Below are 13552 nucleotides of genomic sequence, written 5' to 3'. Positions count from 1 at the left end.
AACCCCGCGTTCGTGAGAACGCGGGGTTTTTTACTTGCCCGGCCGAATCGTGAACGGTGAAGCTCAGGCCGTCCGATATTGATTGCGCGATTCCGGCGTGCGATACAGCACCAACGTCGCGATCAACCCGCAAATCGCCGCCACGCCCAGGAACAGACCCGGCGCCGCCTTGTTGCCGGTAGTGTGAATCAACAGCGTCGAGATGGCCGGCGTGAAACCGCCTATCGTCGTGGCGAGGCTGTAGGCGAGCGAGAAACCGGCGGTCCGCACTTCGACCGGCATGACTTCAGTCAGCGCCACGACCATCCCGCCGTTATAGCTGCCGTACAGGAACGACAGCCACAGTTCGACCTCCAGCAGACGCGCGAACGACGGGTCCGCCACCAGCCACTGCAGCGCCGGATACGCGGTGATGATGGTCAGAATCGTGAACGCCAGCAGCACCGGACGCCGTCCGATACGGTCGGACAGCGCGCCCGCGAGCGGCAGCCAGATCAGATTCGACAGGCCGATACAGACCGTGACGACGAGCGTGTCGATCGACGACAGCTTCAGCACTTCCTTGCCGAAGGTCGGCGTGTACGCCGTGATCATGTAGAACGACACGGTGGTCATGATCACCATGCCCATGCCGCCCAGCACGATGCCCCAGTTGGCGGCCATCGTCTTCATGATCTCGCCCATCTTCGGATGATGCTTGCGCGCCTTGAATTCCTCGGTTTCCTGCAGCGAACGGCGGATCAGGAACAGGAACGGCACGATCAGGCAGCCGATCAGGAAGGGCACGCGCCAGCCCCACGCGGTCATCTGGTCAGCCGGCAACAGCTTGTTCAGGAACACACCGATCAGCGCGGCGAACACCACGGCAACCTGCTGGCTGCCCGACTGCCACGCGCAGTAGAAGCCCTTGTTGCCCTTGGTGGCGATCTCCGACAGATACACCGACACGCCGCCCAGTTCGACCCCGGCGGAGAAACCTTGCAACAGCCGGCCGCCCAGAACGAGCACTGGCGCGAGCAAGCCGATCGTCGCGTAACCTGGAATCGACGCGACCGTGAGCGTGCCGAGCGCCATCAAACCGAGGGTGAGGATCAGGCCTTTGCGCCGGCCGTGATGATCGATGTATGCGCCGAGCACGATCGCACCGAGCGGCCGCATCAGGAAGCCCGCGCCGAACACCGACAGCGACAGCATCAGCGAGGCGAATTCGTTGCCGCTCGGAAAGTAGGTCTTGGCGATCGCCGAAGCGTAATAGCCGTAGACCATGAAGTCGTACATCTCAAGAAAGTTACCGCTGACAACGCGGAATACTGTCTTGACCTTGGATTCTTGGGATGAGGAAGTGGCGTGTGACGCAGTAGACATGACATTCTCTGATGGGCCTGTCGCCACGAAAGAACCGGTGGCGGGCAGGCAGTTGAAACGATCCACTGGGTTCGGCAAAGCGGATGCCTCGGGCGGATAGAACAACGCGCCCGGGGGGCGCTGCATTTTCATGCTGAACGCATTCTCACGGTATCAGGGTAAACGTTGTGAATCATGCGGCGCCCGCTCCACGTAATGTTACCGTTGAAGCCGCTGTCGCGTAATGCATACAGTTTCCTTACACGTGTCGCCGGCCGTCGCGCTAACATTTGCAGTCAGGCATTTCCGCAGATCACTACCCCGATGCGAACCACCCCCGCTCTTTCGCTGCGCCCCGCAACTCTCGCGGATGCCGCGCTCATTGCTTCGATCCACAGCACCAGTTGGCAGGCCACCTATCGCAGCCTGTTGCCCGACGCATTTCTCGACGGCCAGGTCACGCGCGAGCGCGCAGCCTATTGGGAAGCGCGCCTGAGCGCGCCCGGCGGCGAACGCCGCATGGTCCTGATCGCCGAACTCGCGGGCGAGCCGACGGGTTTTGTTTGTGTCGAACGTCAACCGGAATCTGCGTGGGGCGTGCTGCTCGATAACCTGCACACGCTGCCGGACTATCAGGGCATCGGCGTCGGCAAGCTGCTGATGCATGCCGCCGAGGACTGGGCTCGCGCGCAGGGCGAGACGCAACTCTATCTGTATGTGCTCGAAGGGAATACGCCGGCGATCGGCTTCTATGAACGGCAAGGCTGGCAGTTCGTCGGCGCCGAACCGGATCATATGGGCGGCGTGGATATTACAGCGTTGCGCTACGTGTACAGGCTCGATCGATAGGACAAGCGTGGCCCGGTTGAGCGTCGTCCGGGTTTAACTTAAACCCGGACGAATCGGCGGATCTCTTCGGAGATTTCCAGTCAGTAAGTCGGGCGCATCGAAGTATCATCCTTCGCACCCCTACGGCTTCACAGTGACACGCCCATGCGCCCGTGTGCTCGTCCAGAGCGCAATGCTGCGGTTCGGCGTCGACGTACGGCGTGCATGTCTGGTATTCCAACGCGCATCGCACCGAGGCCCGAGTCCCCCGCAGATCCCGGGACCGCCGATCGGCGGCCCCTTTAAGAGGCGCTGGAAAAGACCGATGTCCACCATTCCTTTCACCCCGATCCAAGGCTACCTGGCCATGCCGCGCTCGCGTCCGCTCGGTCATGTGCCGGCGTCGTTCGGCCGGGACTGGGCACTGCTTCCGCCTGGCTACAGTTTGCGGGCGGAACTCAAGGCACTCTACGCCGCCATGCTGCGCACGTTCTGCATGAGCGATCAGGCCATTCGCTCGCTTTGCCGATGGTCGCCGTCGGACGAGCGGCGCGCAACTGCGGCGCCGGCTCCGGTGCTTGAAAAGCCATTCGACGCCGCCGCGCAAATGGCTGCGTGCGCTGCGGCCGTCCCGCCGTTTCCGCTGCATGCGTATGCGACGGCGGCGCGCGGACCCGGCCATCATTGGAGTGCGTTGGCGGGTGGCGCATGCGTGCTCGGCGGCGCTGCGATGCTGGGATGGATCGGGTTCGATCATCTGATGCATCGTGACACGGCCACTCTTGTGGATTTCGCGGGCAAGGTGCAGGACAAACGCGACTCGCAGCCGGCGAAATTTCAGCCACCGGCGGCAGTTACCGCTCGCGCGGTCGATAGCGCTGCGGCAGGCACGTCTGCGGCAGTCGCTGCATCAATGCCGGCACTCCCGAGCGCGGCTCCTCGGTTCGCGGCCGCGTCCAATCCTGCGGCGGCGACGGTGCCGATACCTACGTCGACTTCAGCGCCCGCATTGCGCTTGGCTTCGGCGCATGGCTTCGCTGACAAAGCCGTCTCACATCGCCGTAAGCTCGTTCGCGAGAAGGGCGGCAGGCAACACGGCGCAATCCCCCCGCGCACCGCGCGGTTCGCCGCCGCAGACCAAACGTCGCACGCAGCGGCAATTGCTGATGACATCGCACGCGGCGCGCTCCCGAAAGTCGCGGCAAACGTGTCGCCGAAGCCGTCGGCTGCCGGAGCCTATTCACCTCTCGCTCCGGCTCGGCTCGGTGTCGACGAATACGCGGGGGTAACGATGTCCGCTGCGACACACGTCCGCGATACGGCGCCGATGCCGCGCACCGGCTCGTCAATCCATGCGTCCGGCACCAGCGGGACCGAATGGATGAACCATCTTTCACAGCGACGCGTGACCGACGTTCCGGATCAATTCGTAAAGTAGGCACGACACGGTCGCACAGGTGGCGTAGTACAAAAAAACCGGACATTCACGAATTCACGAATTCACGAATTCACGAATGGCCGGGCTTTTTTGCGTTGATGCATTTACTTCTGAATCGGCAATCCCATTTCGGTTTGCCGCTGCAATTGCATCACTTCGCCCTGCACCTGGCGCAACTGCGCCTGCGCCCTTTCCTTGTCCGCGTGCAGCGCGGCCGCTTCACCTTGCGTTTGACGCTGATAGTCGTTGACCTTGGCCTGCTGGGTGCGCGCCACGTCGAGATCGGCTTGCAAGCGTTTCGCGCGATCTTCGGACATCGCAATGACGTCTTCGATGTATGCCTTCTGCGCCTGCAACTGCGTGCGGCGAATCTCGACATCTGCGAGTTGCGCGGTCTGCTGGGCAAAGCCCGCATAGATCGCTTCCGCGCGCGCCGCGTCCTCCGACTTGATCACCCGCCAGAAATGCTTGTCCTGAAATAACGCTACGTAATACGTCATTTCCCGCGGATAGAAAAACAGACTGGCGCCGTAGCTGCCGTTATACGTGGTGCGTAGTTCGCTCAGCTTCGCGTCGTGAATCATCTGCATCAGTTCGGCGACGTTACCTTGCGCATCGCCGGCCGTGGCCGGCGCGGCCGACGTGGCTGATGCCGCGTTGCGCAGCGCATCTGCGACGGGCTGCGGCGTCAGGGTGTTGATGGCCGGCCGTGTGCCGACCATCGGCGCGGCCTCGTCGCCTTGCGCGGCCAGCACGAAACCGCCCTGCTGCAACAGCGCACACGAGGTCGCGAGCAGCATGGCGCGCCGTACTAATAAGGGATACTTCATACGTGCATGCTCCATGCGAATCCAAAACAGCCGCAGATTATCGCGCGGATTCCCCTTTAAGCGAAGCATTCAAATGCCACACAGACGGACTTTAAATCGAGATAAATCGCCAGCGAATGATTTGATCAAGTCGGCCCATCCATCGCGAAATAAACGAGTTCGGATAAGACGAAAATGCGACGTTCCGTCTCGTGCGGACGAATCGGAATTTACGCTAAGGTTGTACGAATTCAGCCGTAAGTGAATTCGCAATATGGAGATAGAGTGACTGATACTGAGATGAGCGCACTCGGGTCAATAAAAACCTCGCATTCCTGACTATCTATCCCGATATCGGCGAGATGTCCGCGACTCCGAAAACTAGAAATGCCGCGCGAATCAGTAGACTGATACAAACGGCGAGCGAGAAGCCAGCCATCAAAAACAGCAAGAGAAAAACACAAAAGGCGCACCGCTGCAAACCGCAGCGGCGCGCCTCTAACAAACCACGCATTCGGCCATCCAACCCCAACTCACCAGCCCTGCAACCTCAAAACCGAGTCTCGCGCGCCACGCGCAGGAACGTATCGAGCAACGGCGTGCAGTCGAGCAACTCCGGACCACCCGCGCGATGAAACTCCGGATGCCATTGCACGCCCATCACGAACGGTGCGCGCCGGTAGCGCACGGCTTCGATGATGCCATCTGACGCCGACACCGCTTCGATATTGAGATCGCGGCCGAGCGTTTTGACCGCCTGATGGTGGATCGAGTTGACGATCGCATCGCGCCGGCCCGGGAACATGTTGGCGAGCGTCGAACCGTCCGGAAAGTGGATCCCGTGCCGATGCTGATCGTAGTTCTCATTGACGTGCGTACCCGCGGTCGGCACATCGGTGGCGATGTCCTGATACAAGGTCCCGCCGAACGCCACGTTGATCAGTTGACAGCCACGGCACACGCCGAGCACCGGCTTGCCCGATTCGACGAACTCATGCAGCAGTTCGAGTTCGTACATGTCGCGCACGCGGTCGCCGGGCCACTCGTGGCTGGTTGCCTGTTCCGCGTAAGACTGCGGCGAGACGTCGGCGCCGCCTTGCAGCAGCAGCCCGTCGAGATGCTTCGCATAATCTCGCAAACGGATATTGCTCGGATGCAGCATGCCCTGATGACCGACCGTCGGGATCATGAACACCAGCACGTCGCGCGACATCACCCAGTGCGCGATCGATTCCTCGAGATACTGCAACGTCTTGCCGCGCAGACCCTTCGCGCCCGGCTCCGGATGGAAGATGCGCGCCGACACGCCGATGCGCAGCGTACGCTGCGTAATCCGCTGGCCGGCACGATCGAACAACTGACGCGCGCGCGCCGCGACGATCCGGCCGAACACGGTCCACGCCGAATCATTGTGCTTCAGATAGCGTGGCGGCGACGGCGGCAATGCATTGGGCGGCGGCGGGTTGGACGCGGTGAAGTCTGGCGCCGCGCCGAACCCCGGCGGCGGCGAGCCAGCCCGACGTTCGGACGAGGCCGAGACCTCTTCGACCACGGTAGCGTCTTCAACGGAACTGACCAGTTCGCCGTCGACAGGTTCGCTGCTTCCGACCGTCGGCGGCGGTCTCATCGCATGGACACCGGCACGCCGCGCTTCATGTTCATGAACCGCCGCCTCCTGCTTCGCGGTGGATGCCGCAGCCGCGCTGCGTGCTTCGGCCGCATCGCGTTGCCGCGCCGTTTGCGGATCGGTGGGCGTGACGGCCGACGCGCTGTCGGGATCGTCCGTCGACGATCGCACGGCAGCCGCCTCGGCGGCCGGCGTCGCGGTGGACGCAGCGGGCGTAGGAGCGGCTGGAGCACCCGGCGGCGTTACCTTGTCTTTGATTGGAGACTGGATGGCATCTTCGTGCGAGAGGGGTAGCGGGGCTGCCGGATCGGCCGGCGTGGAGCCGGGTGTCGACACGCCGGGCGTTCCGGACGGCGCGGGCGACGGCGAAGGCGGCGTTGGATTGCCGGGCTTGCCGGCATTTTCAGGTTTGTTTTCGCTCATGACAGTCAGACAGGCGCCTTCACGCGAACGAATGAATATGCCCTGATTATCCGCTAGCGAGGCAAGCGCCGCAAACCCGCACACAATTGCTCACATTGTTGCGGGGCCATGAGGAACCCAACCTGGAGAACCGCGCGGCAAGTCTGACTTAAGGATCCGGCTGCTCTTCGAATGTCTCGCGCAAGGCGATCTGCATCGCCGCGTGGATTTTCACGCACCAGCGCCAGACCAGCGCCAGCAGCAACGCAGCGCAGACCAGCACCGCGGCAAGCAGGCCGGTCGGCGGCAGAATGCCGCCGGAAAGCGCCGCGACCAGCAGAAACACGCCGACCATCGAGACCACCGGCACCAGATCGGAGATCGCGTAGCGGATCGCGCTCGTGAAGCGTCCCGCCGTTGCCGGTTGCACGCTGACTTCGGCGAGCAGCAAGGCGAGCGACTTGGTCTTGCGGTACACCGCCACCAGAAACGGCATCGACACGACCAGCGCGACGCTCCATAACACCACGCGCTGCATCGGCTCGGAACTCAACCAGTGCGCGAGCCACGCGCTGGTATAAGGCGCGCTATACGACACGGTCAGAAAAATCGCGGCGACGAGCGCCAGATTGACGGCGATCTGCAGAATGATCCGCCGCGTCATGCTGAACAAAGTGGGTTCACCGCTTCCAGTGCTCAAGCTACGCAGCCATTGTCCATACATGCCGAACACGTTAGCGAGCGTGCGCGGCATGGCGTGACCGAGGCGCTGGGTCAGCGGGTCGGCCGCGCGGATCAGATACGGCGTGAACAGCGTGGTCAACGCGGACACCGCCACCGCGATCGGATACAGAAACGCGCTTGTCACCTTCAGCGTCAAACCGAGCGACGCGATGATGAACGAGAACTCGCCGATCTGCGAGACGGTCATGCCGACGCGCATCGCCGTGCGTCCGTCCTTGCCGGCGAGAAAAGTGCCGAGCCCGCACGACACAATCTTGCCGACGATCACCGCGACCGTGATCACCGCGATCGGCCACGCGTAATCGACCAGCACGGCCGGATTCAGCATCAAGCCGATCGTCACGAAGAAGATCGCGGAAAACGCGTCGCGCAGCGGCGCGATCAGATGCTCGATCCGATGCAGATGGCGTGATTCGGCCATGATCGCGCCGATCAGGAACGCGCCGAGCGCGATGCTGTAGTCGAGCTTCACGACCAGCAGACAGAAGCCGAAGCAGAACCCGAGCACCGAGACGAGCAGCATCTCGTCGCTCTTCGCGCGCGCGACGTAGTTCAAGGCGCGCGGCACGACCAGAATGCCGACCACCAGCGACACTGTCATGAACAGCAGCAGCTTGCCGAGCGTGACCATGGCGACGCCCGCGCTCAACTGCCCCGTCTGCGCGATGCCTGACAGCAGCACCAGCATCGCGATGGCAAGAATGTCCTCGACTATCAGAATACCGAACACCAGTTGCGCGAAGCTCTCGCGTTTCAGGCCCAGTTCGGAGAGCGCCTTGACGATGATGGTGGTCGACGAGATGGCGAGGATCGCGCCGAGGAACAGCGAATCCATCGAACTCCAGCCGAACGCGCTGCCGATCTCATAACCGATCCACAGCATCAGCACGATCTCGGAGAGTGCCGCGACGATCGCCGTCGCGCCGACCTTGAAGAGTTTGCGCAGGCTGAATTCGAGGCCGAGCGAAAACATCAGGAACACCACGCCGAGTTCGCCGAGCGTCTGAATGGTCTGCTCGTCGTGGATCAGCTGGAACGGCGGCGTGTACGGCCCGATGATCACGCCGGCGGCGATGTAGCCGAGCACCACCGGCTGTTTCAGGCGATGGAACAGCACGGTGACGACGCCGGCGAGCGCCATCACGACCGCCAGGTCCTGAATGAAGCCGATGCCATGGTGCATGGATGCGTTCCTTACAAAAAGTAATGTTGGAAAACGCAGTTTAACAAACCAACGCGACAAGCCGCCGCGCGCCAACGTCCGTACGGCATCGGACTGCCGCCGAGCCGCACATGTCATCCGCCACGCAGAAGAATGTTTTTGACACGCTGGACTCCTGTGAAATATCACAATAATATTTGCAGCATATTTTCTTTGGAGTCGAACAATGCAGCTGGTGTCCTTCAATGTTGTAGACCGCTCCGGCGGCAGTCGCGCCGAGATCGCCGAGGTGAATCGTCTGACTATTGCCGGTTGGGCCGGCCGCGATCAGGCCGCGATCGAGCATCACATCGCCGAACTGGCTGAACTCGGCGTGAAGCGGCCGTCCGCCACGCCGTGCTTCTATCGCCTCGGCGCGGAATTGCTGACGCAGGCCGAGCAGATCGACGTGGTCGGCGTGAAGTCGAGCGGCGAAGCCGAATGCGTGCTGGTGCATTCGAAAGCGGGCCTGCTCGTCAGCGTCGGCTCGGATCACACCGACCGCGAAGTCGAGGCCTATGGCGTCACTGTCTCCAAACAGATCTGTCCGAAGCCGGTGGCGCGCGACGCCTGGCGTTTCGACGATGTGTCCGGTCACTGGGACCAGCTGGAATTGCGCGCTTACGCAGTGACAAACGGCGAGCGGCGCGTCTATCAGCAAGGCAGCGTGGCATCGTTGCTGCCGGCCGCCGATCTGCTCACGCGCGCGCCGCTCGCGCAAGGCGCGGCGATGTTCTGCGGCACGCTGGCGGTACAGGGTGGCATCGTCGGCATGGCCGACGGCGACGCGCTCGAACTCGAATTGCACGATCCCGTCCTGAACCGCACGCTGCGCCACGCCTATCGCGTGCGCGCGCTACCTATCGTCGAATGAGGCACCCATGAATTCCCCTTCGCTATCCGCCGCCGACGCGTCTTCCGACGCGTGGCTCGAAGCTGCCGCCCTGCGCAAGATCACGTGGCGCATCATGCCGTTCCTGTTTCTCGTCTACGTGCTGTCGTATCTGGACCGCGTCAACATCGGTTACGCGAAGCTGCAGTTCACCGGCGACCTCGGCCTGTCGAACGCGGCGTACGGACTCGGCGCGGGGATCTTTTTCTTCGGCTACTTCGTGTTCGAAGTGCCGAGCAATCTGCTGCTGAAGAAGTTCGGCGCGCGCGCCACGATCGCCCGCATCACGATGCTGTGGGGCCTGCTGTCGTGTCTGATGATGTTCGTGCGCTCGGAAACGATGTTCTACGTGCTGCGCTTTTTCCTCGGCGTCGCCGAAGCCGGTCTGGTGCCGGGCGTGGTGCTCTATCTGACCTTCTGGTTTCCGTCGGACCGACGCGCGCGCATGGTCGCCGTGTTCATGGCGGCGATTCCGGTGGCGGGCATCATCGGCGCGCCGTTGTCGGGCTTTCTGATGTCGGCGCTGCATGAAGCGCACGGCTTGCGTGGCTGGCAGTGGATGTTCCTGATCGAAGGCATTCCGTCCATTCTCGCCGGCTTCTGGGCGCTCGCCGTGCTGCGCAACACGCCCGCCGAAGCCGCCTGGCTCAGCGACGACGAAAAGCGCGTGCTTCTCGGCCGTCTCGCGCGGGAAAACACCGCTGCCGCGGCGGCCGGCGCGGAGCATAGCCTCTCGGTGGCGTTGCGTTCGGGCCGCTTCTGGCTGCTCACGCTGATCTATTTCTGTCTCGTCACGGGCAATGCGGGCTTTTCGTTCTGGCTGCCGCAGATCGTCAAGGATCTGGGCGTGACGAACCTCGTCACCAATGGCTTCGTCACCGCGATTCCGTATCTGGCGGCGGGCATCGGCATGATCCTGATCGGACGCTCGTCGGACATCACCGGCGAGCGGCGCTGGCACTACGCCGTGTGCTGCTTCATCGGCGCGGCGGGCCTGCTCGGCAGCGCCTCGGTGACCAATTCGATTCCGCTCGCGGTCACGGGCTTGTCGATCGCGTATATCGGCATTCTGGCGGGCTTCGGCATCTTCTGGTCGATGTCGACGACCTTCCTGCAAGGCTCGGCCGCGGTCGCCGGGATTGCCGTGATCAATTCGATCGCGAACCTTGCGGGCTATGTGAGCCCGTATGTGCTCGGCATCGTCAAGGACGCGACGCATAGCGTGACGTTCGGGCTCGTGCTGATCGCGGGGGCGCTGATCGTCGGCGGGCTGGTCACGCTGATGATGCCGCGTGTGAAGGTGCAGCATGCGGCGACGGTTTCGCCGAGCCGCGCCTGATCTACCCGCGTCGTACACGCAAAACCTTGCTCTACAATGCGGACGACATCGCCCGCTTCCACTTCACATGACGCTTTTGCAGACTGCCCGCCCTTCCACGCCCGCCCGCGCGACCGCTGCCGCGAGTCTCGCCGAGCAGGCCTATGCGTTCGTCAAACGCGAGATCATCACCATGCGCCTGCGGCCGAGCGAGGTGCTCAACGAAGCGGAACTGATGGCGCTGACCGGCATCGGCAGAACGCCGGTGCATCAAGCGCTGCATCGGCTGGTGCACGAAGGCATGCTGACCATCATGCCGCGCAAGGGCATCATGGTCCGTCCGGTCTCGCTCGACGACGTGCTGGCGATCATCGACGTGCGCCTCGTGAACGAAAGCTACTGCGTCGAGCTGGCCGCGCGCCACGCGCAACAGCACGACTACGACGCGATGCAGGCGCTGCTGGACCGCTCGGCCGTGTGCGTCGCCGCGCACGATATCGAAGGCATGATGGATATCGACCGCGAGTTTCATCTGGCGATCTCGGCCGCCTCGCGCAACCCGGTGCTGGCCGACATCCTGCGCGGGCTGCACGAGCGCTCGCTGCGCTTCTGGTTCATTTCGCTGTCCGAGCCGCATCATCTGGAAGACGTGCACGAGGAACATCTCGAACTGTTTGGTCTGCTGCGCGAACGCGATGCCGAAGGCGCGCGGCAATCGGTGCAAAAGCATATCGAAGCGTTTCGCGCGACACTCTTCAATCGCATGTGATCGACCGCATTCAAACCACCGCATCCAAGCTCACGCATTTAGCCCAATGACCGGCTTTGCCCGGTTCAACCGGATTTCTACCGACATCATGGCCACTGAATTCACACCCTTTCCGCCGCTAGCCCAACTTGCCGCCGACCTCGCCACCGGACGCACGACGAGCCGCGCGCTCGTCGAGACTGCGCTCGAACGGATCGCCGATCCGGCCGGCCAGGGCGCCGCCGTCTTCATGCACGTCGATGCCGACAGCGCCCGCGCCGCCGCCGACGCGCACGACCGTCTGCGCGCCGCCGGCACCGTGCTTTCGCCGCTCGCCGGAATTCCGGTGTCGGTCAAAGACCTGTTCGATATCGAAGGCCAACCGACCCGCGCCGGTTCCGCGGTGCTCGCCGACGCCCCCGCCGCCAAGACGGACGCCGTCGCGGTCGCGCGTTTGAAGCGCGCGGGCGCCGTGATCGTCGGCCGGACCAATATGAGCGAGTTCGCGTTTTCCGGACTTGGCCTGAACCCGCACTACGGCAACCCGCTGTCGCCGTACCAGCGCGGCGTGAAGGGCGACGAGCGGATTTCGGGCGGTTCGTCGTCGGGCGCGGCGGCTTCCGTCGCGGACGGCATGGCGGCCGTCGCGCTCGGCACCGACACCGGCGGGTCGATCCGCATTCCGGCTGCCCTGTGCGGCCTGACCGGCTTCAAGCCGACCGCCGACCGGATTCCCAAACAGGGCGGCGTGCCGCTTTCGTCGACCCTCGATTCGTTCGGGCCGATCGGCGTTTCCGTGGCGTGCTGCGCACTGGTCGACCGCATGCTGGCCGGGCTCGAACCGCGCATTCCGACCGCCCGTCCGCTCGAAGGCGTGCGCCTCGGCGTGCTGACCAATTTCGTCACGGACGGCGTCGAGCCGGCGGTCGCTGCGGCGATCGACACGGCGCTCAAGCATCTGGAAGCGGCCGGCGCGATCGTCAGCGAAGTTCGTTTCGCGCCGCTCGACCGTTTGCCCGAGATCAACCGCTTCGGGTTCTCGCCGATCGAAGCGTATGCGTGGCATCGTCCGTTGCTGGAAAAGCATCGCGACTTATACGATCCGCGCGTGCTAGTGCGCATTCTGAAGGGCCAGCCGGCCAGCGCCGCCGACTATCTGGACCTGCTCGCCGAACGCGAGACGATGCTCGCCGAGGCCGCCCGCACGCTGTGGCAGCGTTTCGACGCGGTCGTGGCGCCGACGGTGCCGGTGGTGCCGCCGCGCGTCGCCGAACTGGTCGACGACGATGACGCCTTTGGCCGCACCAACGCGCTGATCCTGCGCAATCCGAGCGTGTTCAACTTCCTCGACACCTGCGCGCTGTCGCTGCCGTGCCATCTGCGCGGCGACGCACCGGTCGGCCTGATGCTGGCCGGCGCGCCGCACGCCGACGACGCCTTGCTGGCCATCGGCCGCGGCGCCGAAGCGGTGCTCAAGTCGATTCGCTGATCAGGAAATACGTCGTAAAAGCAGGATAAGCTGGGGGGCGGGGGTTCGCGCTAGAATCGCGGGCACCCGCCCTTTCCGTTTCGAGACAGCCACACGATCCATGAATAACGACACTGCAATGCTGCGCCGCGAGCGCTCCCTGCTGGTTCTGCTTGGCCTGATCTGCGTTGCCCTCGTGGGCGGCGCGCTGTATCTGCAGTATTTTCTGCACGAAGACCCGTGCCCGTTGTGCATCATCCAGCGGTATTTCTTCCTGCTGATTGCGATCTTCGCGTTCCTCGGCGCGCGTTTTAACAGCTGGCGCGGCGTGCGTCTGCTGGAAGTGATGGCGGCCTTGTCGGCGCTGGCCGGTATCGTGACGGCCGCGCGCCATGTGTATGTTCAGGCGAATCCGGGCTTTAGCTGCGGCTTCGACGCGCTGCAGCCGCTGGTCGACAGCTTGCCGCCCGCGCATTGGCTGCCGGGCGTGTTCAAGGTCGCCGGGCTGTGCGAAACGGCCTATCCGCCGATCCTGGGTCTGACGCTGCCGCAATGGTCGCTGGTCGCATTCGTGATCGCTTTCATCCCGTTGGCGCTGACGCTGGTCCGCAATCGTCGCCGGATCGCCTGATTAGCGGTTTTTTGCCCTGCTTTGCCGCAAGAGATAACGCCGGATTGCGTGCCGCCAAACAAGGCGGCCCGAAATTCGGCGTTTTTTTGCCCGCAACAACCG

11 protein-coding genes are annotated in these 13552 nt (G+C 63.5%); 7 read left to right on the top strand and 4 right to left on the bottom strand.

Going from position 1 to position 13552, the window contains the following annotated elements:
- Positions 1-63: 63 nt before the first annotated feature.
- The gene (locus P0D96_RS30510; RefSeq protein WP_132373491.1) at positions 64-1365 is read right to left on the bottom strand and encodes an MFS transporter; all 1302 of its coding nucleotides are present in this window, start codon (positions 1363-1365) and stop codon (positions 64-66) included.
- A gap of 303 nt (positions 1366-1668) precedes the next feature.
- Between P0D96_RS30510 and P0D96_RS30505 the strand changes: the two genes are divergently transcribed.
- Together P0D96_RS30505 and P0D96_RS30500 are read left to right on the top strand one after the other, a co-directional pair.
- Positions 1669-2193, top strand: a complete 525-nt coding sequence (locus P0D96_RS30505) for a GNAT family N-acetyltransferase (RefSeq protein WP_408290201.1) — start codon at positions 1669-1671, stop codon at positions 2191-2193.
- 304 nt (positions 2194-2497) lie between these two features.
- On the top strand, positions 2498-3610 hold the full coding sequence (locus tag P0D96_RS30500; protein ID WP_408317152.1) for a hypothetical protein: 1113 nt from the start codon (positions 2498-2500) through the stop codon (positions 3608-3610).
- A 104-nt stretch (positions 3611-3714) separates the two neighbouring features.
- On the opposite strand, the gene P0D96_RS30495 is transcribed toward P0D96_RS30500, so the two are convergent.
- The 3 genes from P0D96_RS30495 to P0D96_RS30485 form a co-directional block, all read right to left on the bottom strand.
- Positions 3715-4440: a DUF2968 domain-containing protein gene (locus P0D96_RS30495; protein ID WP_408317150.1), complete on the bottom strand. Its 726-nt coding sequence runs from the start codon at positions 4438-4440 to the stop codon at positions 3715-3717.
- Between the two features lie 529 nt (positions 4441-4969).
- Entirely contained in the window at positions 4970-6469 is a 1500-nt protein-coding gene (locus tag P0D96_RS30490; protein WP_408317149.1) for a gamma-glutamyl-gamma-aminobutyrate hydrolase family protein, read from the bottom strand.
- A 148-nt stretch (positions 6470-6617) separates the two neighbouring features.
- On the bottom strand, positions 6618-8375 hold the full coding sequence (locus P0D96_RS30485; protein WP_132373486.1) for a cation:proton antiporter: 1758 nt from the start codon (positions 8373-8375) through the stop codon (positions 6618-6620).
- A 205-nt stretch (positions 8376-8580) separates the two neighbouring features.
- On the opposite strand from P0D96_RS30485, the gene P0D96_RS30480 reads away from it, so the two are divergent.
- From P0D96_RS30480 to P0D96_RS30460, 5 genes are all read left to right on the top strand, one after another.
- A complete protein-coding gene (locus P0D96_RS30480; protein ID WP_408317147.1) occupies positions 8581-9267 on the top strand; it encodes a DUF2848 domain-containing protein in 687 nt (228 codons plus the stop codon).
- 7 nt (positions 9268-9274) lie between these two features.
- Positions 9275-10624, top strand: coding sequence for an MFS transporter (locus P0D96_RS30475; protein ID WP_408317145.1), 1350 nt, complete (start codon positions 9275-9277; stop codon positions 10622-10624).
- A 67-nt stretch (positions 10625-10691) separates the two neighbouring features.
- Positions 10692-11372, top strand: a complete 681-nt coding sequence (locus P0D96_RS30470; protein WP_132373483.1) for a GntR family transcriptional regulator — start codon at positions 10692-10694, stop codon at positions 11370-11372.
- 88 nt (positions 11373-11460) lie between these two features.
- Positions 11461-12840 carry an amidase gene (locus tag P0D96_RS30465; protein ID WP_408317182.1) on the top strand — a complete coding sequence of 460 codons (1380 nt, stop codon included), beginning with the start codon at positions 11461-11463 and terminating at the stop codon, positions 12838-12840.
- Positions 12841-12940: 100 nt separating this feature from the next.
- On the top strand, positions 12941-13450 hold the full coding sequence (locus tag P0D96_RS30460; RefSeq protein WP_132373482.1) for a disulfide bond formation protein B: 510 nt from the start codon (positions 12941-12943) through the stop codon (positions 13448-13450).
- Positions 13451-13552 lie beyond the last annotated feature (102 nt).

Source organism: Paraburkholderia sp. RL17-347-BIC-D (genome assembly GCF_046027915.1).
Classification (GTDB): Bacteria; Pseudomonadota; Gammaproteobacteria; order Burkholderiales; family Burkholderiaceae; genus Paraburkholderia.
This window is presented reverse-complemented; position numbering and strand designations above follow the sequence as displayed.

Bases quoted from the DNA above. Each gene is read 5' to 3' on its own strand.
- P0D96_RS30495 (WP_408317150.1), bottom strand. From the start codon at position 4,440: ATGAAGTATCCCTTATTAGTACGGCGCGCCATGCTGCTCGCGACCTCG.
- P0D96_RS30485 (WP_132373486.1), bottom strand. From the start codon at position 8,375: ATGCACCATGGCATCGGCTTCATTCAGGACCTGGCGGTCGTGATGGCG.
- P0D96_RS30500 (WP_408317152.1), top strand. From the start codon at position 2,498: ATGTCCACCATTCCTTTCACCCCGATCCAAGGCTACCTGGCCATGCCG.
- P0D96_RS30480 (WP_408317147.1), top strand. From the start codon at position 8,581: ATGCAGCTGGTGTCCTTCAATGTTGTAGACCGCTCCGGCGGCAGTCGC.
- P0D96_RS30505 (WP_408290201.1), top strand. From the start codon at position 1,669: ATGCGAACCACCCCCGCTCTTTCGCTGCGCCCCGCAACTCTCGCGGAT.
- P0D96_RS30475 (WP_408317145.1), top strand. From the start codon at position 9,275: ATGAATTCCCCTTCGCTATCCGCCGCCGACGCGTCTTCCGACGCGTGG.
- P0D96_RS30490 (WP_408317149.1), bottom strand. From the start codon at position 6,469: ATGAGCGAAAACAAACCTGAAAATGCCGGCAAGCCCGGCAATCCAACG.
- P0D96_RS30460 (WP_132373482.1), top strand. From the start codon at position 12,941: ATGAATAACGACACTGCAATGCTGCGCCGCGAGCGCTCCCTGCTGGTT.
- P0D96_RS30510 (WP_132373491.1), bottom strand. From the start codon at position 1,365: ATGTCTACTGCGTCACACGCCACTTCCTCATCCCAAGAATCCAAGGTC.
- P0D96_RS30465 (WP_408317182.1), top strand. From the start codon at position 11,461: ATGGCCACTGAATTCACACCCTTTCCGCCGCTAGCCCAACTTGCCGCC.
- P0D96_RS30470 (WP_132373483.1), top strand. From the start codon at position 10,692: ATGACGCTTTTGCAGACTGCCCGCCCTTCCACGCCCGCCCGCGCGACC.